Source organism: Mannheimia sp. ZY171111 (assembly GCF_017750945.1).
GTDB classification, from domain to species: Bacteria; Pseudomonadota; Gammaproteobacteria; order Enterobacterales; family Pasteurellaceae; genus Mannheimia; species Mannheimia pernigra.
This window is the reverse complement of record NZ_CP046532.1, coordinates 894162-915537: the sequence shown is the minus strand read 5'-3', so window position 1 is coordinate 915537 and position 21376 is coordinate 894162. Positions and strand designations below refer to the sequence as shown.

Sequence of the window (21376 nt, the reverse complement as noted above, 5' to 3'; positions counted from 1 at the left end):
TTGATGTTCTCCCCTCTTTAGCAAAGAGAGGATTGTTTTTTAACTAATACTTCCGAGCCTTCTCTAACTGCTCTTCGGAGCGTTGGCGGGCTTGTTGAATACGCTCGCTGTCAGAGACTTCCGCCACGCCCACGTGCCACCAACAGCCGTAGCCGTGAGCCATCGTTTTCGGCAACACTTTAATGTCGATTAGCGTGGAAACAGTTTGCTGTTTTGCATCAAGAAGTGCCGCACGTAGTTCGGCTTCGTTGGTCACACGGTAAGTTTTGCAACCGTAGGCTTCGGCGTTTTTCGCAAAATCAATTGGCACTAAACCACCATTTAGCTGGTTACTTTGGGCATTACGGAAACGGAATTCCGTGCCGAAGCTATCCATACCGTTGCCGATTTGCAGGTTGTTGATACAGCCGTTAGTCATATTGTCAAACAGCACCACGTTGATTTTTTTGCCTTCTTGCACGGAGGTGACTAATTCGGTGTGAGCCATTAAGTAAGAGCCGTCACCGAGTAGAGCATAAACTTCTTGCTCAGGTCTGGCGATTTTCACGCCGACCGCCGCACTCACTTCGTAGCCCATACAGGAGTAGCCGTATTCGAGGTGGTAGGTCTCTTCGCCTTTGCTTAACCAAGTACGTTGTAAATCACCTGGCAAGCTACCCGCGGCAGCGACGATAATGCCATCGTTTTCAATAGTTTCATTTACAATCCCCAGCACTTGTGATTGGGTCAATTGCGAGCCAGTGAGTTGGATAAATTCGTTATGCACGGCTTTGTGATCGAGGTTATCATTGATTTCAGGGGTGAAATCTGGGCTATATTGAATACTACGCAGACGTTGAATTTCTGCTGCAAAGTCTGCTTTGGCTGCCCGAATTTCATTGCCCCATTGTGCTTGATAACCGCTTGGAATCGCTTGGCTTAACGCTTCTAATGCGGTTTTTGCATCGGCAACAATTTGTATGCCGTCTAATTTATAGGCATCGAAACGAGCCACATTGATATTTAAGAACTGTACGTCGGGATTTTGGAACATCCATTTCGAAGATGTGGTGAAATCGGTGTAGCGTGTGCCGATACCGATGACTAAATCTGCCTCTTTCGCTAAACGGTTTGCAGCTAAACAGCCCGTTTCACCCACGCCACCCACGTTTAATTCGTAGTCAGACACCACCGCACTTTTACCTGCTTGGGTTTCAGCAAACGGAATTCCAAATTGTTTTGCAAATTTTTGCAAAATTTGACCCGCTTGTGAGTAACGTACTCCACCACCGCAGACGATCAGTGGTTTTTTCTTGGCGGTAATTAGTTTCACTGCATCATCAATCATTGCTGCCGTCGGCAAGGTGCGTTCTAGGCGATGTACACGTTTTTGTAAAAAGCTATTCGGGAAGTCGAAACTTTCCGCTTGCACATCTTGCGGCAATGCAATTGTTACTGCTCCAGTTTCCGCAGGATCAGTTAAAACACGGAACGCATTGATACAGGCACTCATTAACTGTTCTGGGCGTTGTACTCTGTCCCAATATTTACTGACAGAGCGGAAGGCATCATTGGTGCTGATGCTTAAGTCGTAAGGTTGTTCGATTTGTTGCAAAACGGGGTCTGGCTGGCGAGTAGCAAACACATCACCTGGTAATAATAGTAGTGGAATGCGGTTTGCTGTGGCATTTGCGGCTGCGGTGATCATATTTGCCGCACCTGGTCCGACAGACGAGGTGCAAGCGATGGTTTTTTGACGTAAATTTTGTTTCGCAAAGCCCATCGCCAAATGAGCCATACCTTGTTCGTTTCTACCTTGATACAGTGTTAGTTCACCTGCATTTTGAGCAAGTGCCTGCCCGATTCCTAATACATTGCCGTGTCCAAAGATTGCGGCAACTCCGTGAACAAATTTGATCTCTTTACCATCGACTTCAAGATATTGATTATCTAAAAATTGTATTAGTGCTTGTGCGACGGTTAAACGAGTTGTTTCCATAAAGCCCCCTTGTATGGTAACCGCTACAAGCGGTTATTTTTTCGTAAAAACTTGCAAAATGAAAATTTTATTTCATTATTTTATCAGCAAAATTAAAAAAAAGATGTGAGCAGCCTCACATTTTTACTAATTCGCGGCATTTTAGTGCAAAGTGAGAGTAAGATCACAGAAATGATAATTTAAATAGAATAAAATTGAAATAAAAATTTCGTTTTTGTATTATAAGTAAAGTTGAAACAAATTTTCATTGAAAGGAGTACTTTATGACGACTGTTAATCATCAAGATCGTCCGTTGGATTTAATCTGTTTAGGGCGAATAGCTGTCGATTTATACGGGCAGCAAATCGGTTCTCGTTTAGAAGAGATGACAACTTTTGCCAAATATTTAGGCGGTTCATCGGGTAATGTCGCTTATGGTACCGCGGTTCAAGGTTTGCGTTCTTCAATGTTGGCTCGTGTGGGCGATGAGCATATGGGGCGTTTCCTGCGTGAAGAATTGCAAAGTGTTGGCGTCGATACCAGCCATTTAATTACCGATAAAGAACGTTTAACCGCATTGGTGATATTAGGAATCAAGGATAAAGAGACCTTTCCTTTAATTTTTTATCGTGATAACTGTGCGGATATGGCAATTACCAAAGATGATTTTAGTGAGGCGTATATTGCTTCTAGTCGTGCATTGGCAATCACTGGTACGCACCTTTCTAATCCAAAGACCCGTGAAGCAGTGTTGACTGCCTTAGAATATGCAGGTAGAAATGAGGTAAAACGTGCTTTAGATATTGACTATCGTCCTGTGCTATGGGGATTGACCTCACTCGGCGATGGAGAGACCCGTTATATTGATAGTGCAGAAGTAACGAAATCTTTACAAGAAGTGTTACATCATTTCGATGTGATTGTCGGTACGGAAGAAGAGTTCCATATTGCAGGTGGCTCAACGGATACGCTCACAGCATTGAAAAATGTACGTAAAGTGTCGAAGGCAACATTAGTGTGCAAACGTGGAGCATTAGGTTGCTCGGTATTTGAGGGGGAATTACCTGATGATCTAGATGGTGGTTTGAATGTGTATGGCGTGCGTGTTGAAGTGCTAAATGTGCTGGGAGCAGGTGATGCCTTTATGTCTGGTTTATTGCGTGGTTACTTGAATAATGAAGGTTGGGAGCAAGCTTGTCGATATGCGAATGCTTGTGGTGCGTTAGTGGTTTCTCGTCACGGTTGTTCTCCGGCAATGCCAACTAAGCGTGAGCTAGATGATTATCTCACTCGTGCAGAAAGCGTGCCTCGTCCTGATTTAGATGAACGCCTTAACCACTTGCACCGCGTCACTACCCGCAAAAAATCATGGGAAAATCTTTGTATTTTTGCGTTCGACCACCGCAAACAGCTGGTGGATATGGCGAACAAAGTCGGGGCAGATGTCGATCGTATTCCGAAGCTCAAACAACTTCTGTTAAAAGCGATGGTGCAGACCGCAGCGGAGGCAGGACTTCTGCAAAATCAAGCAGGGATTTTAGCGGACACTACTTTCGGGCAAGATGCGTTAAATGAGATTACTGGAACAAATTACTGGATTGCACGCCCAATTGAAGAGCCATCTTCTCGTCCGCTCGAATTGGAGTATGGCGACCTCGGCACTCAGTTGGCTTCGTTCCCTCGTGATCACGTCATCAAATGCTTGGCGTTCTACCACCCAACCGATGAAAGCGGTTTAAAAGCTCGCCAAGATCGCAAATTGAAAGAGGTGTATCAAGCGTGCAGCCGTACTGGTCACGAATTGTTGTTAGAAATTATTCTGCCAGCCGATATGCCGCAGGACGAACAGTATTACAACGAAGCGATTACCCATTTCTATCAACTTGGTATTAAACCAGAGTGGTGGAAATTACCAGGTGTTTCAACAGCCCAATGGCAAGCAATTTCTGCGACTATTGAAGAGAATGACCCAGATTGCCGTGGTATTCTGATATTAGGTTTAGATGCACCGCTTGATGTATTTAAAGCCACCTTTGAACAAGCCAGAGGCTGTGAAAAAGTAAAAGGTTTTGCGGTAGGCAGAACTATTTTCGGTGAACCGTCAGAAAAATGGCTTGCAGGACAATTAGATGATCATGCATTGATTCAAGCTGTATCAGAAAAATATAGAACCTTAATTGACCTCTGGCAAAAACGCTAATCTCATCCTACCTAAACCCCTCGCTGATGTGAGGGGTTTTCTTTTGTAAAAATTGCTGAAATAGGACCGCTTGATGCCCGAATTTTCTTAAAAAGAGAAATATCGGGCAAATTCCTCTTTTCGCAAAATGGAGTAAATGTGAAGCAGTTCACATTCTAGATATAAATTCCCGTTCATTTTATGAAATAAATGGTTTTATTTTTGCAGATAATGAAAAATATATTTCAGTTTCATTCTGTTTGAATAGGAGTCTATGTATGAATAAAAACGCTTCGCCAACTCGATTTCATGCCAGTTGGGAATCAATAAAGCAACATCAAGCCCCAGAATGGTATGAGGATGCAAAATTCGGTATTTTTATCCACTGGGGGATCTATTCTGTGCCTGCTTTTGCCCCGCCAACTTGCCAGTTAGGCGAAATTGATATTGATGAACAGTGGTTCTGCAATAACCCCTATGCAGAATGGTATGCAAATTCTATTAATGTGAAGAAAGGCCCGACTTACGAACATCATTTGAAAACCTACGGCGAAGATTTTGCCTACAATGATTTTATTCCTCAGTGGAAAGCTGAAAAATGGCAGCCGAAAGCGTGGGCAGAGTTGTTTGCTAAGGCAGGGGCAAAATATGTGGTATTAACGACTAAACATCACGATGGCTTCTGTTTGTTCCCAAGCAAATACACCGATTTCAATGCCACTTTGCAGGGGCCAAAACGCGATATTATGGGAGAGTTAACTGACCATATACGTGGTCAAGGTTTAAAAATGGGGGCGTACTACTCTGGCATTATTGATTGGACTTATTCCTCTGCTCCTATTTTTACCGAGAGCCAAAATTTCTCAAATGCTTGCCCAACCTATGAATATGCAGACTATGCGTACAAACAAGTTATTGAGTTAATTGATCGTTATAAACCAGAAGTATTATGGAATGATATTGGTTGGCCATTGGTCGGCGAGCATATGCTACCACATTTGTTTGCCCATTATTACAACACTGTTCAAGGTGGCGTAGTTGATGATCGTTGGAACAAACTCTGGTGCGATTTCACTTCTAAAGAGTACAAACACGGTGTAGCTTCTCGTGAGAAAAAATGGGAGATGTGTCGTGGAATGGGACTGTCGTTTGGTTATAACCAAGTAGAAGATGAAAGCCATCTAATTTCAGTGAAAGATCTAATTTCATTGTTGGTTGAAACAGTTGCAGATAATGGCAACTTATTGCTGAATATAGGTCCGAAAGCGGATGGTACAATCCCAGAGGAGCAGGTTGAACGTTTGTTAGCCTTAGGAGCTTGGTTAGATATTAACGGAGAGGGTATTTATAAATCCCGTTGTAGCCAACAGCCAACTGAGAAAGTGGGTGATGTAACTTATCGCTATACTAATGTCGGACAAGATCTCTACCTCTATATTGATGGTTTAACCAAGAGGGAGGCTAAGTTGCCGTTATCGGTATATGGCGAGCTGCACGCTCTTAATCCTGAATTACAGTTTGAAGTAGAACTAGGTCTACAAGGTCGAGTACTACATATTCAAAATTACCAACCAGATTGGTATGTATTGGGCTTTAAAATTGCTAATGAGGGAAAATAACTATGAGCATTTCACAACGTTTTATTGATTTTATGAATACGCACGTTGCCCCAGTAGCACGCCGTATGGAAAATCAACCGCACATTTCCGCCATTCGTGACGGCTTTATTGTTGTGCTACCATTTTTGATTGTTGGTAGCTTTATTATGATTTTGCTGATTCCTCCGTTTGATGAAAATACAACTAATGCATTCGGTCAAGCTTGGTGGAGGTTCTCTAATTGGGCAAGTCCTTATGGTTGGAATTTCTTCCAAATGTCCTTTAATGCTATTTCGCTTTTTACCTCAGCCAGTATTGCTTATAACCTTGCTAAAGCCTATAAACGGGAACCTCTACCTGCTGCATTCCTCTCTGTGATGGCATTTTTATTAGTAGCAGCGCCAGTGAAAGATGGAATGATGGACATCAAATTCTTTGGCGGCATCGGGCTTTTCTCTGCAATCTTTATTGCCATTTATTCAGTGGAAATGACCCGCTTGTTAGAGTTCTTAAAAATTAAGATAAGCTTACCAAAAGAAGTGCCACACGCAGTGGCTGAATCACTTAATATTGTAATTCCAATTTTAGCCATTTTACTTACGCTCTACCCGTTCTCAATTTGGGTAGAAAGTGAAACTGGTAGAAATATTCCACAGTTGATTATGGACTTTATGGCTCCGCTTATTGCTGTGAGTGATTCCTTAGGAGCAATTTGTCTCTTTGTTATTGCAACACACTTGCTCTGGTTCTTGGGGATTAATGGTTCGCTAGTATTAATGCAACTCTGGACACCATTCTTATTACAAAATATGGCGGCAAATTTAGCAGCATTCCAAGCAGGAGAGCCATTACCGTTTATCATCACTAACTCATTCTGGGATTTTTATATTGTCCATGGCGCATCAGGTGGAGTAATTGCGTTAGCCTTCTTACTTGTTCGTAGTAAATCTGTACACTTGCGTTCAATTGGTAAAATTGGTTTGGTACCGTCATTCTTCTCTATCGGTGAGCCAATTGTGTACGGCGTGCCAATGGTGGTGAACCCGCTATTTTTTATCCCGTTGATTTTAGCTCCATTAGCAAATGCAGTAATTGCTTATCTCATTTTAGATTTTGACCTAATCCATCGCATTTACTTGATGGCTCCTTGGACAACACCAGCACCCATCGGAGCATACTTAGTTTCCGCGGGTGATATTTGGGCACCAATTTTAAGTATCGCTTTGATTATTTTGGATATTTTCATCTACTACCCATTCTTCAAAATGTATGAAAAAATTTGTGTAGAGAAAGAAAAATCACAAACTCTGAGCGAAGAAGAGCAAAAAGAGTTGATTGAAAAAGCAAAATTAGCGGCACAATAACGTTTAAAAAGCAAAAAATGAAATGGCTATTCCAAGTGAATAGCCATTTTTTTGCAAATTTTTTCGAAATTTCAACCGCTTGTTGCTAAAATAGTGAGGTGCATTTAGCCAATTATTTTAATAACTAGGAAAAAGAAATGAATGAACCTACCCAACTTGCCCATTTTCAAGAGGAGATCCGTAAGCAGTATGACGGTTTGAGTAAACGCCTTAAGCAAGTGGCACAATATATTTTAGATAACGGAAATAGTGTAGTATTTGATACAGTTTCTGTCATTGCTGAGCGAGCTGGCGTGCCGCCATCAACGCTTATTCGCTTTGCGAATGCGATGGGATTTAGTGGGTTTAATGAAATCAAACAGCTTTATCGTCAAAATATGATGGAAGGTACCTCTCGTTACACCGAGAGAGTGCAACTTTTTCGTCAAATTGAACCGCTTGATGAGGATAATGAACTTAATCATATTCTTGATGTGTTTGTACAAGGCAATACTCAAGCGATGCAACAATTGTCTGAACAAATTAGCCAAGAGCAATTAGCACAAACAGTAGAGATTTTGCATAATGCCAATCGCATTTTTATTGTTGGCTTAAAGCGATCGTTTAGTATTGCTAACTATTTAAATTATGCGTTGCATCATTTAGATTATGATGTATTTATGATCGATGGTTCTGGTGGAATGTTTGATGAGCAACTTAGCCGAATTCGTGAGGGAGATACCGTTATAGCGGTAAGTTTTTCACCTTATGCTAATGAGACATTAAACATTGTGACAGCAACTTCACGCTCTGGTGTAAAGCATATTGCAATTACAGATAGCCAGCTTAGCCCACTACTTTCTTTTAGTGATGTTTCTTTTATTATTAAAGAAGCCCAAGTCAGTGGCTTTCGCTCTCAGTGTGCCACTATGACTTTAGCTCAAACAATAGCGGTTTCACTTGCACTGAAAAAAGCTTAATAACTCAATAAAAATAGACCTGTAGAGTGCAGGTCTATTTTTATTTATTAGCTAATTAGAGCTTTGATCTCATCACAATATTCGGCAGATTTCGTACCAAAAATAATTTGTTGAGTATTGCCAACTTTTACCACATCTATCGCCCCCATCTTTTTTAATGCGGGTTTATTAAGTAAATTGTTGTTATTTAATACCACCCTCAAGCGAGTTAAACAGGCATCTAAGGTTCTAATATTCTCTTTATTACCAAGAGCAGTTATGATTTTAGTGATAATATCTGTATTAGACATCTCTCCTCCTTTTGGAAAGAACATTTTAGAAAAAATTATCCATTCAGCCAAGCCATATACTCGGCGGTTCCTTCTGCGACCGTTTTAAAGTTATCTGTATAGCCTGCCGCTCTTAGCTTAGTTAAATCGGCTTGAGTAAAGGTTTGGTAGCGAGATTTTAAATGATCTGGGAATGGAATGGTTTCTATTTCCCCTTTACCGTGATATTTAATTACTGCATTTGCAACTTCTTGGAAGGATTCTGCTTGACCTGTGCCAAGATTAAAAATGCCTGAAATGTTGTGTTGCCATGCCCAAATGTTTACTTTTGCTACATCTTCTACATAGATAAAATCGCGTAAAAATTGCTCCGATCCTGCAAATAATTTAGGGTTTTCGCCTTTTAGCATTTGGTTGTTGAGATGGAAAGCCACACTTGCCATTGAGCCTTTGTGCTGTTCACGCGGGCCATAAACGTTGAAGTATTTGAATCCGCAAACCGGCGATTCCGCTTCTGGCAGAATACGTCTAATATATTCATCAAACAAGAACTTGGAGTAGCCGTAAGCATTTAATGGGCTTTCAAATTCACGTTTTTCGATAAAATTATCAGAGCGTCCGCCATAGGTTGCCGCACTAGACGCGTAGAAAAATGGAATTTGGCGATCTAAGCAGAAATGCAATAACTCTTTTGAATATTCGTAGTTATTTTGCATTAAGTATTTTCCGTCCCATTCAGTTGTTGCAGAGCAAGCCCCTTGATGGAAAACAGCATCAATATTGCCAAAATCATCGCCAGCAATAATAGAGGCGATAAAGTCTTCTTTATCGCAGTAGTCGGCAATATTTAAATCAACTAGGTTGATAAATTTTTCGCCGTTTTTTAGGTTATCTACCACTAAAATATCAGTACGGCCAATTTCATTTAACGCTTTGACAATATTACTGCCAATCATTCCAGCGCCACCAGTTACAATAATCATTTTTCTATCCTTTCTTTGTTGTGTTGAATTTGCAAATTTTTATGCTTTTTTAACCGCTTGTAATTGGTTGCTTTGCTTTTTCATCTGCTTTTTCAGCTTCTGCATTTTTTCTTTAATGCGTTGACGTTTGAGAGCTGAGATATGATCTACAAATAACACGCCATTTAGGTGGTCGATTTCGTGTTGAATGCAAATTGCAAATAAGTCGTCTGCCTCAAAGATAATTTCTTCGCCTTTTCGGTTGAGGGCTTTGACTTTTAATTTCGCTTTGCGTGGTACTAATGCCCTGTGTCCTGGAATAGAAAGGCAGCCCTCTTCAATGCCTGCTTCGCCGCTACTTTCTAAAATTTCTGGGTTGATTAGCACCACTTGGTTGGTTTTATCGCCCTCAATATCAATGGTAATCACACGTTTTAATACGCCCACTTGCGGTGCTGCAAGCCCAATGCCTTCGTGTTCGTACATTGTTTCAAACATATCATCAATGAAACGATTTAATTTTTCATCAACCTGTTCTACAGGTTCACACATCGTTGCTAACCCCTCATCAGGATAGAGTACAACATCTAATACTGCCATTTTTGTGATCTCTCTCGAAAAGTTTAAAAAATTCGTTTGGCTATTTTAAACCTTTTCTTATTATTAGGGAAATTTTGAGGATGAAAATATGGCATATCACTACGATTTATTACGATTATTACAAGTGCCGCAAATGGGGGCTCAACGTATAGGGCGATTATTGGCGGAACTCAATTTTGCTGAATTTTGCCACTATGACAAACTTCAACTCAAACAAATAGGTTGGAATGAAAAGCAAATTCAACGTTGGTTTAATCCTGATCAAAAATGGATTGATCAGGCGATGACTTGGTCAGAATTGCCAAATCAGCAAATTGTGACACTCTTTGATGAAAATTATCCGTTTCTCTTAAAACAAATTTCGACTGCGCCACCGTTAATTTATGTAAAGGGAAATGTGGAAAGCCTTTCTCTGCCACAAATTGCGATTGTTGGCAGCCGAGACTATTCTCATTATGGTGAATATTGGGCTGGGCAATTTGCTGCCGAATTAGCTCGCCATAATATTATCATTACCAGCGGTTTAGCCATTGGTATTGACGGTTTTGCCCATCAAAAAATCGTTATGGAACAAGGCATAACGATTGCCGTGTTAGGGAGTGGATTAAATCAAGTCTATCCTGCTCGCCATAAAAAATTAGCCGAACAAATTGTTGATTTAGGTGGTGCATTGGTGTCGGAGTTCTTGCCTAATCAGCCGCCGGTGGCAGAAAATTTTCCTCGTCGTAATCGAATTATTAGTGGTTTGTCGCTCGGCACTTTAGTTATTGAAGCAACGCTTAATAGTGGCTCACTGATTACCGCTCGTTATGCGTTGGAACAAGGCAGAGAGGTTTTTGCCTTACCGAATGCAGTGCAAAATCCGTATGCTCAAGGCTGTCACAAATTAATTAAAGAAGGGGCGTTGTTAGTTGAAACTGTTGAGGATATTTTAGAAGCTGTTGCTCACCAATACCAACCCCAGCAAATCCCTTTGTTTAAAGCGTCTCAAACAGTGGTAAGCAAACCTTTACAAGCGGTGAAAAAAGAGCATTTTTTTGCAAAAAATACGCCAAATTTAACCGCTTGTCAGCAGAGCATTTATCAACATATTAGCTTAGATCCAATTTCTATTGATGATCTAGCAAAGGTAACAGAAATGCCAGTAGAAACATTATTAGTGGAATTGCTCGGGTTAGAATTATTAGGCGTGATTAAGCAGATAAGTGGAGGGTATGTGGTAAACTAATCGCTGTTTATAAAGAAATTTAGCGAAAATATATAAAAGATCGTGGCAACTTTTGTAGAAAATGATAGAATTTAACGCTTTAAAAATAAATGTTCGATTTTTTATTCATTTCTAGGTTATATATGGCTACTGAGATTAAAACAAAGTCCCTTGAACAAGTTGAACACAAAGGGTTAAAAAGTAAAGGCGTGAATACAGTATTATGGGTATTATCCATTGCTCTTTTAGTTGTAGCAGCGGTAGGAAATACTTATTTTGCATCACACTTTTCATTAATTGTTCGAGTGCTTTTATTGGTGGTTTTATTGATTGGGGCAGTAGCACTAGCAGCTATGACTAATCAAGGTCAAAAAGCAATTCATTTTATAAAAGATTCTCGTACAGAGCTTCGCAAAATTATTTGGCCAACTCGCTCTGAGGCAACCCAAACCACGTTAATCGTACTTGCAATGTGCGTGGTGGTAGCATTAGTGCTATGGGGTATTGATTCAATTATTGTGGCATTGATTACATTTTTAACAAATTTAAGGTTCTAAAATGAGTGAAGTAGAAGTAAACGAAAGCAGCTCAAAACGTTGGTATGTATTACAAGCATTTTCAGGTTTTGAAAACCGTGTGGCAGTAACATTACGCGAATACATCAAACTTCATAAAATGGAAGAGCAATTTGGCGAAGTATTAGTGCCAACAGAAGAAGTTGTAGAAAATGTGGGTGGCAAACGCCGTAAAACCGAGCGTAAATTCTTTCCAGGCTATGTGTTAGTTGAAATGGAAATGAATGATGACACTTGGCACTTAGTAAAAAGCGTGCCTCGTGTAATGGGCTTTATTGGCGGAACAGCAGATCGCCCTGCACCCATTACCAAGCGTGAAGCAGATCGCATTCTAAACCGTGTTCAAGAAACGGCAGAAAAACCACGTCATAGAAAAGAGTTCCAACCAGGTGAAAGCATTCGAGTCACGGAAGGTCCATTTGCAGATTTTGCTGGAACCGTGGAAGAAGTCGATTACGAAAAAGGCCGCTTGAAAGTGTCTGTGTCTATTTTCGGTCGTGCAACACCCGTTGAGCTTGAGTTCGGTCAGGTTGAAAAACAGAGTTAATTAGCGATAAATAGTGCTTGAAAAACGAACGTTAGTTCTTTATAATCGCGACTTCATACGAGCTGTTTAATTTAGCTCGTATTTTTTATGTAAAACACAGGGGAGCTGATTTTCAGCGTTATAACCCACAACAAAGGAAACTAAAATGGCAAAAAAAGTCCAAGCCTACGTTAAACTGCAAGTTGCAGCGGGTATGGCTAACCCATCACCACCAGTTGGTCCTGCATTAGGTCAACAAGGTGTTAACATTATGGAATTCTGTAAAGCATTCAACGCTCGTACTGAGAGCTTAGAAAAAGGTTTACCAATTCCTGTTGTGATTACCGTTTACGCTGATAAATCTTTCACATTCGTTACCAAAACACCTCCTGCAGCAGTATTACTGAAAAAAGCGGTAGGTATCAAATCAGGTTCTGGTAAACCGAATAAAGATAAAGTAGGTACAGTAACTCAAGATCAAATCCGTCAAATTGCTGAAACTAAAGCAGCAGATATGACAGGTTCAACTATCGAAACGAAAATGAAATCAATCGCTGGTACTGCTCGTTCAATGGGCTTAATCGTAGAGGAATAATACAATGGCTAAATTGACTAAAAAAATGAAAGCAATTAAAGCTGGCGTAGATTCTACTAAAGCGTACGAAATCAACGAAGCGATTGCAGTATTAAAACAATTCGCAACCGCTAAATTCGTTGAAAGTGTTGATGTTGCAGTAAACTTAGGTATCGACCCTCGTAAATCAGACCAAAATGTGCGTGGTGCAACTGTGTTACCACACGGTACAGGTCGTACAGCTCGTGTTGCAGTGTTTACACAAGGTGCAAATGCAGACGCAGCGAAAGCAGCTGGTGCAGATTTAGTGGGTATGGAAGATCTTGCAGAGCAAATCAAAAAAGGCGAAATGAACTTTGATGTTGTTATCGCTTCTCCAGATGCAATGCGTGTTGTAGGTCAATTAGGTCAAGTATTAGGTCCACGTGGCTTGATGCCAAACCCAAAAGTGGGTACAGTGACTCCAAACGTGGCTGACGCCGTTAAAAATGCTAAATCAGGTCAGATCCGCTACCGTAACGACAAAAATGGTATTATCCATACGACTATTGGTAAAGCAGATTTCTCACCTGAGCAATTAACAGAAAACCTTCAAGCGTTATTAGCTGCATTAACTAAAGCTAAACCAACAACGGCAAAAGGTATCTTCATCAAGAAAGTAAGCATTTCTACTACTATGGGTGCGGGTGTTGCAGTTGATCAGGCATCACTTTAATTTCTGACAGAAGTTAAAACTTTACAGGGTCGCAGATTATCTGTATAATTTGCGACCTTAACTTGCGAGAGCAAGCTGATGGTGCTTAGCCTATCTAAGCCCCGTCTAAGACTGTAGGGGTGAAAACTTAATAATCCTACATAGATGGTGAACAGACAGAATTTTCTGCTTCTGTACACCTTAGGCTCAGAAGATTGCCGCTTATTACAAGCGGTGATATTTTTGGGATTTTTTGTAAATTCTGCTTGAAAAGGCAGAGTGTATCAGGAGCTAAAACCAATGGCATTAAATCTTCAAGACAAACAAGCGATTGTTGCTGAAGTAAACGAAGCTGCCAAAGGTGCACTTTCAGCTGTTGTTGCGGATTCTCGTGGCGTGACAGTTGAAAAAATGACTGAGTTACGTAAATCAGCACGTGAAGCTGGCGTTACAATGCAGGTAGTGCGTAATACTTTATTACGTCGTGCAGTGGAAGGCACAGATTTCGAATGCTTAAAAGATACGTTTACAGGTCCAACTCTTATCGCATTCTCGAATGAACATCCAGGTGCAGCAGCACGTTTATTCACTGAATTTGCGAAAACAAACAAAGAGTTTGAAGTTAAAGGTGCAGCCTTTGAAGGTAAAACACAAGATGTTGCATTCTTAGCAACCTTACCAACTTACGAAGAAGCAATTGCACGTTTAATGGGCACAATGAAAGAAGCTGCGGCAGGCAAACTTGTTCGCACTCTTGCAGCATTACGCGATCAAATGGAAGCAGCAGCTTAATTTTAAGCACTCTTCTTTATTCGTTTAACAACTTATTTTACTTTAGGAATCGATTGTTATGTCATTAACTAACGAACAAATCATTGAAGCGATTGCTTCTAAATCAGTATCAGAAATCGTTGAATTAATCACAGCGATGGAAGAAAAATTCGGCGTTTCAGCAGCGGCAGCAGTTGCAGCAGCAGCTCCAGCAGCAGCGGCAGCAGAAGAGAAAACTGAGTTTGATGTAATCTTAGCAGAAGCTGGTGCTAACAAAGTTGCAGTAATCAAAGCAGTACGTGGTGCAACAGGTTTAGGCTTAAAAGAAGCTAAAGACTTAGTTGAATCTGCACCTGCAGCCTTAAAAGAAGGCATCTCTAAAGGTGAAGCTGAAGCACTTAAGAAAGAATTAGAAGAAGCTGGTGCGAAAGTAGAAATCAAATAATTTTTGATTTAACTTTCCCCGAACTTCAAGTTCAACAAACCCCGATGGAAACATCGGGGTTTTGTTTTTGTAAGCGGTGATTTTTATCCGATTTTTTGCAAAAAATGGCAGAAAAACGACTGCTTGTTATTAGATTTCAATAGATATGTTTATTGTATAAACATATCTATTGTGCATAAAACCGGCTATTGCAATCAATGAAAAATAAGCATAGTATATACTCTCGATATTTAATGTATATATTGAGGTGTGGTATGCGAACAAAAGTCTTCCAAAGTGGTAATAGCCAAGCGGTGAGGATTCCGTTTGATTTCCGTTTTGATGTAGATACCGTCGAGATTCTACAGGGGCAGAATGGTGATGTTATTTTGCGTCCGGTGAAACCTCAAGCCGATATGGAGTTTCTGGCTTTATTTTCCGATTTTGATGATGATTTTATTCAGGCATTGGAAGATCGTGATACATCTCCACCACAAGAGCGAGATGATTTATGATCTATATGCTTGATACCAATATTTTGATTTATTTAATGAAAAATCGACCGCTTGCAGTGGCAGAACGTGTGGCACAACTTACGCCAAGTGATCAATTAGTTATGAGCTTTATTACCTACGCTGAGTTACTTAAAGGAGCAAATGGCAGTGCTAATCCGGAAAAAGCCTTAGCGAATATCGAAAAGTTGAAACAACGTATTTCAGTTGTTTACCCAAATGAAAAAATCTGTGAATTTTATGGTGTTTGGGCAAATAAATTGAAGTTACAAGGCAAGCCCATTGGTGGAAATGATTTATGGATTGCTTGTCACGCTTTAGCTTGTAATGCGATATTAGTAACGCATAATGTCAAAGAGTCCGAGCGAATTGAAGCATTAAATTGGCAAGATTGGACGTGTTAAAAATGTAGGGGCAAAATATTTTTTGCCCTTTTTGGTATTTGATATTTGAATAGGGCGAAAGATGTTTCGCCCCTACGTTGTCGCAATGATTTAATTAAAATCGCAGTGGTGGGGCAAGCCCCAGTCTACGTTGGGATTATTTGCAAAAAATGGTAGAAAAACGACCGCTTGTTTTTTTATTTTTGAATTAAATCATCTACTGAATAGTCGCTTTTCAGTAGGTCAATTAGGCTGACGTTTAGAGCGTCGGCTATTTTCCCCATCGCATCAATTGAGATGGCTCTTTTCCCTCTTTCGACATCACTTATATAAGCTCGGCTCAGTTCGGCGTCAAATGCTAATGCCTCTTGAGAAATATCCTTTAATCGGCGGATTTTTCTAAGATTATTGGCGAAAGTATGTCGAATCGGGTGGCTGGTCAGCGTTTCATTTTTCATTCTCCTAGTATTGTTTTTAGGGATAAACCTATCAATCTACTAATGAATACTAAATGTAGCCTATCGTTTATATCATTATTCTAATTTCTCGCTAGAATATTTTAAGGAAAATTGAACAAATAAAAATCAATTTTTCAAGGGAGTATACTCCCTTTACTTCCTATTAACATAGGAAGTAAAACATCTCTAATTAAACCATTTCTAAGGATTTATTATGTACAAACAATTTCTTAAATCTATTTTATTAGTTACCGTTGCAACCTTTTCTCTTTCGACTGTGGTGAGTGCTAAGCCAATTCCTAAGAATGCAACATATAATCAAATTTATGATGGTCTTGAAACTATGACTTATACTGTTGACGATTTAATTGCAGCAGTAAAAAAAGGACAGCCTAGTTCTCTAGGATATGTGGCTTATACGTATTTTGAATCCAAGCAACTTGATGATGCGTATAATTATGCTCAAAGAGCGGTTGCTAAAAATGATACTTTAGGTAAGTTTGTTACAGGATACTTATATGCGTTAGGTCATAAAGGTAATTTCCATGAAGGAATACCTTTGATAAAAAAGGCTTGTGTAGATGGTAAGTTGGGACAAAAATTTTCTAAATCAGATTTGATCGTTAACGCATGTAAAACTGCTAAAAACTAATAGGATTAGTCATTATGGTGTTTTTTGTTATTTTAGCTGGATTATTTATTATCGCTGGATTTGGATTGTATTTAGCTCAAGGTAAAATATCTGACTTTGAAATCAGCTCAGTGCAAGTCGGAAAAGTGATTGTTGTTTTATGTATTAGTGGTGGATATGCTCTTACTTTGGGAAATGTAGTGAATATCCAAGGTTTAGAAGCAACCATTAATTATGTTGAATGGGGCTATTATTTCTTAATTTCTATCTTCGCTATCGGTTTTGCAAGCCTATTTTTTGGTAGTAAATTAGCCCAAGATGAAGAGAAAACCCAATAATTTTCCCCATAAAAACAAGCGGTCAAATTGTTGTCAAATTTTGTAAAATCCGCTATAATTCCTAACCTTTTTTAGCAAAAATTGGCTGACGGCTTGACCGGTCAGCCTTTTATGCTTGAACGCAATGGCTGATTTTGTCATTTTAATCAGCAAAAATTGCAAATTTCCTGCCCAATTTGACCGCTTGCAGTAGTGATTTTTGACTGCTTGATTGGCGATTGGAAAATGACATCTCGTACAGTTTTTATAATGCCACTTCCAACCGAGTCTTTCGTGTCGGATTGTGTAATCTCAACCAAAATATATTTCAGAGGCTATCTTAAAAAATGGCATATTCATATTCCGAGAAAAAGCGTATTCGTAAGAGCTTTGGTAAGCGTCCACAAGTTCTGAATGTACCTTATCTATTAACAATTCAGCTTGATTCTTTTGCAAAATTTATCGAAAAAGATCCTGAAGGGCAACAAGGTTTAGAAGCGGCATTCCGTTCAGTTTTCCCGATTGTGAGCAACAACGGTGCAACTGAATTACAATACGTTTCTTATGAATTAGGCGAGCCAGTGTTTGATGTGCGTGAATGTCAAATTCGTGGTACAACCTATGCTGCACCATTACGCGTGAAATTGCGTTTAGTGTCTTACGATCGTGAAGCTGCGGCTGGTACAATCAAAGATATTAAAGAGCAAAACGTGTATATGGGCGAAATCCCATTAATGACCGATAACGGTACTTTTGTAATCAACGGTACTGAGCGTGTTATCGTTTCACAATTACACCGTAGCCCAGGCGTATTCTTCGATTCTGACAAAGGTAAAACCCATTCTTCAGGTAAAGTGCTTTATAACGCACGTATTATTCCTTATCGTGGTTCTTGGTTAGATTTTGAGTTCGATCCGAAAGATAACTTATTTGCTCGTATTGACCGCCGCCGTAAATTGCCAGCAACTATCATTTTACGTGCATTAGGCTACACCACCGAAGAAATCTTAAATTTATTCTTTGAGAAAACTAAATTTACAATTGCCGATAATAAATTATTAATGACGTTAGTGCCTGAGCGTTTAAGAGGCGAAACGGCAACATTTGATATTTCAGCAAATGGCAAAGTATATATTGAAATGGGGCGTCGTATTACTGCTCGCCATATTCGTGCATTAGAGAAAGACAACGTTAGTCAAATTGAAGTGCCTGTGGAATATATCGTAGGTAAAGTAGCAGCCCAAGATTACGTTGATTTATCATCAGGTGAGTTGATTTGCCCTGCGAATATGGAAATGTCAATGGAGATGCTTGCGAACCTTTCAGCGGCAGGCTACAAAGAGATTGACGTATTATTTACCAATGATTTAGATCACGGCCCATACATTTCTGAAACTTTACGTGTTGATCCAACCTATGACCGTTTAAGTGCATTAGTTGAAATTTATCGAATGATGCGTCCAGGTGAGCCACCAACAAAAGAGGCAGCAGAGGCGTTATTTGACAATATGTTCTTCTCAGCAGAGCGTTATGATTTATCTGCTGTAGGACGTATGAAATTTAATCGCTCTTTAGAAATTGCAGAGGGAGTGGGTACAGGCATTTTAAGCAACGATGACATCATCGGTGTAATGAAAAAATTAATTGAAATCCGTAACGGTCGTGGTGAAGTAGATGATATCGATCACTTAGGTAACCGCCGTATTCGTAGCGTAGGTGAGATGGCAGAAAACCAATTCCGTATTGGTTTAGTGCGTGTTGAGCGTGCGGTGCGTGAGCGTTTATCGTTAGGCGATTTAGATGGCGTAACACCACAAGATTTAATTAATGCGAAACCAATTTCTGCGGCAGTGAAAGAATTCTTTGGTTCTTCACAACTTTCGCAATTTATGGATCAAAATAACCCGCTTTCAGAAGTAACGCACAAACGCCGTATTTCTGCATTAGGCCCAGGTGGTTTAACGCGTGAACGTGCAGGCTTTGAGGTGCGTGACGTACACCCAACTCACTATGGGCGTTTATGTCCGATTGAAACCCCTGAAGGTCCAAATATCGGTTTAATTAACTCGCTTTCTGTTTATGCACGTACCAACAATTACGGTTTCTTAGAAACGCCATTCCGTAAAGTAGTAAATGGTCAAGTAACAGAAGAGATTGAATATTTATCAGCGATCGAAGAAAGCAACAATGTTATCGCACAGGCGAACTCAGATTTAGATGAGAACTTCTACTTTACTGACACTTATGTAACTTGTCGTCAGCAAGGTGAATCAGGTTTATTCAAGCCTGAGGAAGTGCAATATATGGATATTTCAACACAGCAAGTCGTATCTGTTGCAGCTGCACTAATTCCATTCTTAGAACACGATGATGCGAACCGTGCATTAATGGGTGCGAATATGCAACGTCAAGCAGTGCCAACATTACGTGCCGATAAGCCATTAGTTGGTACGGGTATGGAAAAACCAATTGCACTTGACTCTGGTGTAGCTATTGTTGCAAAACGTGGTGGTGTGGTTCAGTATGTTGATGCTTCTCGTATCGTGGTTAGAGTAAATGAAGATGAAACTGTTTCAGGCGAAGCAGGTATTGATATTTATAACTTAATCAAATATACCCGTTCTAACCAAAATACTTGTATTAACCAAGTACCTTGTGTGAACCTAGGCGAGCCAGTGGCACGTGGTGAAATCTTAGCAGATGGTCCTTCAACAGACTTGGGTGAATTAGCGTTAGGTCAAAATATCCGAGTGGCATTTATGCCTTGGAACGGTTATAACTTTGAAGACTCAATGTTAGTGTCTGAACGTGTTGTTCAAGAAGATCGTTTCACCACAATTCACATTCAAGAGTTATCTTGTGTCGCTCGTGATACCAAATTAGGGGCAGAAGAGATCACGGCGGATATTCCAAATGTAGGTGAATCTGCATTAAGCAAATTAGATGAATCAGGTATTGTTTATATTGGTGCTGAGGTAAAAGGTGGCGATATCTTAGTTGGTAAAGTCACCCCTAAAGGTGAAACTCAATTAACACCAGAAGAGAAATTATTGCGTGCAATCTTTGGTGAAAAAGCCTCTGATGTTAAAGATTCATCTCTTCGTGTGCCAAACGGTACTTCAGGTACGGTTATTGATGTTCAGGTATTTACCCGTGATGGCGTAGAGAAAGATAAACGTGCGAAAGAAATCGAAGAAATGCAACTTCGTGAAGCGAAGAAAGACCTCGCGGAAGAGCTAGAAATCTTAGAAGCTGGTTTATTCACTCGTGTTCGTAGCCTTTTAATTGAATGTGGTGTGAAAGAGTCTTCATTAGATGGCGTTGCCCGTGAAAAATGGTTAGAGCAAACTCTTGAAAACGAAGCGAAACAAAATCAATTAGAGCAGTTAGCAGAACAGTACGAAGAGTTACGCAAAGAATTTGAACGCAAACTTGAAATTAAACGTAACAAGATCATTCAAGGCGATGATTTAGCACCAGGCGTGTTAAAAGTAGTTAAAGTTTATCTTGCGGTGAAACGTCAAATTCAGCCAGGTGATAAGATGGCAGGTCGTCACGGTAACAAAGGTGTTATTTCGAAGATCAATCCTGTTGAAGATATGCCATATGACGAAAACGGTCAGCCAGTTGAGATCGTATTAAACCCGCTAGGCGTACCGTCTCGTATGAATATCGGTCAGATCTTAGAAACCCACTTAGGCTTAGCGGCTCGTGGTATTGGTGATCAAATTGATAAAATGATCAAACAACAGCAAGAAGTAGCAAAATTGCGTGAGTATATGCAAAAAGCCTACGATTTAGGCCACGGATCACAGGTTGTTGATTTAAGTACTTTCTCTGATGAAGAAGTGATGCGTTTAGCTGAAAATTTACGTAAAGGTTTACCGCTTGCAACCCCAGTATTCGATGGTGCTGTTGAGACTGAAATCAAAGGCTTATTAGAATTAGGTGGATTACCAACTTCAGGTCAAATCACGCTTTATGATGGCCGCACAGGGGAGAAATTTGAGCGTCCAGTAACCGTCGGTTATATGTATATGCTCAAATTAAACCACTTAGTGGATGACAAAATGCACGCACGTTCAACTGGTTCTTATAGCCTAGTTACTCAGCAACCGTTGGGTGGTAAAGCTCAGTTCGGTGGTCAGCGTTTCGGTGAGATGGAGGTTTGGGCATTAGAAGCATACGGTGCGGCTTACACACTTCAAGAAATGCTTACAGTGAAATCCGATGATGTGAACGGTCGTACGAAGATGTACAAAAATATCGTAGATGGCACACATTATATGGAGCCAGGTATTCCTGAGTCATTTAATGTAATTACCAAAGAGATCCGTGCATTAGCGATTGATATGGAGTTAGACGAAGCGTAGTTTCGTTATTCGCAAAATGTGTAATGGCGTGGGTATGCTATT

The 21376-nt window shown here is 40.1% G+C and carries 21 protein-coding genes; 16 read left to right on the top strand and 5 right to left on the bottom strand.

Features of this window, described 5'->3' with window-relative positions:
- Positions 1-43 precede the first annotated feature (43 nt).
- Positions 44-1978, bottom strand: coding sequence for a 3D-(3,5/4)-trihydroxycyclohexane-1,2-dione acylhydrolase (decyclizing) (iolD, locus tag GM698_RS04350; RefSeq protein WP_176812126.1), 1935 nt, complete (start codon positions 1976-1978; stop codon positions 44-46).
- 263 nt (positions 1979-2241) lie between these two features.
- Here iolD and iolC point away from each other — a divergent pair, with 263 nt between their 5' ends.
- The 4 genes from iolC (at position 2242) to GM698_RS04330 (ending at position 8058) form a co-directional block, all read left to right on the top strand.
- Positions 2242-4158, top strand: coding sequence for a 5-dehydro-2-deoxygluconokinase (gene iolC / locus GM698_RS04345; protein ID WP_209289708.1), 1917 nt, complete (start codon positions 2242-2244; stop codon positions 4156-4158).
- Between the two features lie 257 nt (positions 4159-4415).
- Positions 4416-5756 (top strand): alpha-L-fucosidase, encoded by a 1341-nt coding sequence (locus GM698_RS04340; RefSeq protein ID WP_209289707.1) that lies wholly within the window; start codon positions 4416-4418, stop codon positions 5754-5756.
- Positions 5757-5758: 2 nt separating this feature from the next.
- Positions 5759-7099 carry a PTS sugar transporter subunit IIC gene (locus GM698_RS04335; RefSeq protein ID WP_159628935.1) on the top strand — a complete coding sequence of 447 codons (1341 nt, stop codon included), beginning with the start codon at positions 5759-5761 and terminating at the stop codon, positions 7097-7099.
- Positions 7100-7236: 137 nt separating this feature from the next.
- Positions 7237-8058, top strand: coding sequence for a MurR/RpiR family transcriptional regulator (locus GM698_RS04330; protein WP_176807911.1), 822 nt, complete (start codon positions 7237-7239; stop codon positions 8056-8058).
- A 47-nt stretch (positions 8059-8105) separates the two neighbouring features.
- On the opposite strand, the gene GM698_RS04325 is transcribed toward GM698_RS04330, so the two are convergent.
- Genes GM698_RS04325 through def form a run of 3 tightly spaced genes read right to left on the bottom strand, consistent with a single transcriptional unit; the run spans position 8106 to position 9889 of the window.
- Positions 8106-8348 (bottom strand): PTS transporter subunit EIIB, encoded by a 243-nt coding sequence (locus tag GM698_RS04325; protein ID WP_159628937.1) that lies wholly within the window; start codon positions 8346-8348, stop codon positions 8106-8108.
- Positions 8349-8383: 35 nt separating this feature from the next.
- Positions 8384-9310: an ADP-glyceromanno-heptose 6-epimerase gene (rfaD, locus tag GM698_RS04320; RefSeq protein ID WP_176809347.1), complete on the bottom strand. Its 927-nt coding sequence runs from the start codon at positions 9308-9310 to the stop codon at positions 8384-8386.
- 39 nt (positions 9311-9349) lie between these two features.
- The gene (def, locus tag GM698_RS04315; RefSeq protein WP_176807913.1) at positions 9350-9889 is read right to left on the bottom strand and encodes a peptide deformylase; all 540 of its coding nucleotides are present in this window, start codon (positions 9887-9889) and stop codon (positions 9350-9352) included.
- Positions 9890-9977: 88 nt separating this feature from the next.
- On the opposite strand from def, the gene dprA reads away from it, so the two are divergent.
- From dprA to GM698_RS04270, 9 genes are all read left to right on the top strand, one after another.
- On the top strand, positions 9978-11117 hold the full coding sequence (gene dprA, locus GM698_RS04310; RefSeq protein ID WP_209289706.1) for a DNA-processing protein DprA: 1140 nt from the start codon (positions 9978-9980) through the stop codon (positions 11115-11117).
- A 122-nt stretch (positions 11118-11239) separates the two neighbouring features.
- Entirely contained in the window at positions 11240-11653 is a 414-nt protein-coding gene (secE, locus tag GM698_RS04305) for a preprotein translocase subunit SecE (RefSeq protein WP_176807919.1), read from the top strand.
- A 1-nt stretch (position 11654) separates the two neighbouring features.
- Positions 11655-12218 carry a transcription termination/antitermination protein NusG gene (nusG, locus tag GM698_RS04300; RefSeq protein ID WP_176807920.1) on the top strand — a complete coding sequence of 188 codons (564 nt, stop codon included), beginning with the start codon at positions 11655-11657 and terminating at the stop codon, positions 12216-12218.
- Positions 12219-12363: 145 nt separating this feature from the next.
- A complete protein-coding gene (gene rplK / locus GM698_RS04295; RefSeq protein ID WP_159628945.1) occupies positions 12364-12792 on the top strand; it encodes a 50S ribosomal protein L11 in 429 nt (142 codons plus the stop codon).
- Between the two features lie 4 nt (positions 12793-12796).
- Positions 12797-13486 carry a 50S ribosomal protein L1 gene (rplA, locus tag GM698_RS04290; protein WP_176807921.1) on the top strand — a complete coding sequence of 230 codons (690 nt, stop codon included), beginning with the start codon at positions 12797-12799 and terminating at the stop codon, positions 13484-13486.
- Between the two features lie 279 nt (positions 13487-13765).
- Entirely contained in the window at positions 13766-14257 is a 492-nt protein-coding gene (gene rplJ / locus GM698_RS04285; RefSeq protein ID WP_159628947.1) for a 50S ribosomal protein L10, read from the top strand.
- Between the two features lie 58 nt (positions 14258-14315).
- Complete coding sequence (rplL, locus tag GM698_RS04280) at positions 14316-14681, top strand: 50S ribosomal protein L7/L12 (RefSeq protein WP_005621166.1); 366 nt, start codon at positions 14316-14318, stop codon at positions 14679-14681.
- A 254-nt stretch (positions 14682-14935) separates the two neighbouring features.
- Positions 14936-15175 carry an antitoxin gene (locus tag GM698_RS04275; protein WP_025235144.1) on the top strand — a complete coding sequence of 80 codons (240 nt, stop codon included), beginning with the start codon at positions 14936-14938 and terminating at the stop codon, positions 15173-15175.
- Positions 15172-15576: a type II toxin-antitoxin system VapC family toxin gene (locus GM698_RS04270; protein WP_176809344.1), complete on the top strand. Its 405-nt coding sequence runs from the start codon at positions 15172-15174 to the stop codon at positions 15574-15576. The genes GM698_RS04275 and GM698_RS04270 overlap by 4 nt, the downstream gene beginning before the upstream one ends.
- Before the next feature lie 176 nt (positions 15577-15752).
- On the opposite strand, the gene GM698_RS04265 is transcribed toward GM698_RS04270, so the two are convergent.
- The gene (locus GM698_RS04265) at positions 15753-16013 is read right to left on the bottom strand and encodes a helix-turn-helix domain-containing protein (RefSeq protein ID WP_176807923.1); all 261 of its coding nucleotides are present in this window, start codon (positions 16011-16013) and stop codon (positions 15753-15755) included.
- Positions 16014-16227: 214 nt separating this feature from the next.
- On the opposite strand from GM698_RS04265, the gene GM698_RS04260 reads away from it, so the two are divergent.
- From GM698_RS04260 to rpoB, 3 genes are all read left to right on the top strand, one after another.
- Positions 16228-16665 carry a hypothetical protein gene (locus GM698_RS04260; RefSeq protein ID WP_176812131.1) on the top strand — a complete coding sequence of 146 codons (438 nt, stop codon included), beginning with the start codon at positions 16228-16230 and terminating at the stop codon, positions 16663-16665.
- Between the two features lie 14 nt (positions 16666-16679).
- Positions 16680-16982, top strand: a complete 303-nt coding sequence (locus tag GM698_RS04255; protein WP_176812132.1) for a hypothetical protein — start codon at positions 16680-16682, stop codon at positions 16980-16982.
- Positions 16983-17308: 326 nt separating this feature from the next.
- The gene (gene rpoB / locus GM698_RS04250) at positions 17309-21334 is read left to right on the top strand and encodes a DNA-directed RNA polymerase subunit beta (protein WP_176812133.1); all 4026 of its coding nucleotides are present in this window, start codon (positions 17309-17311) and stop codon (positions 21332-21334) included.
- Positions 21335-21376 lie beyond the last annotated feature (42 nt).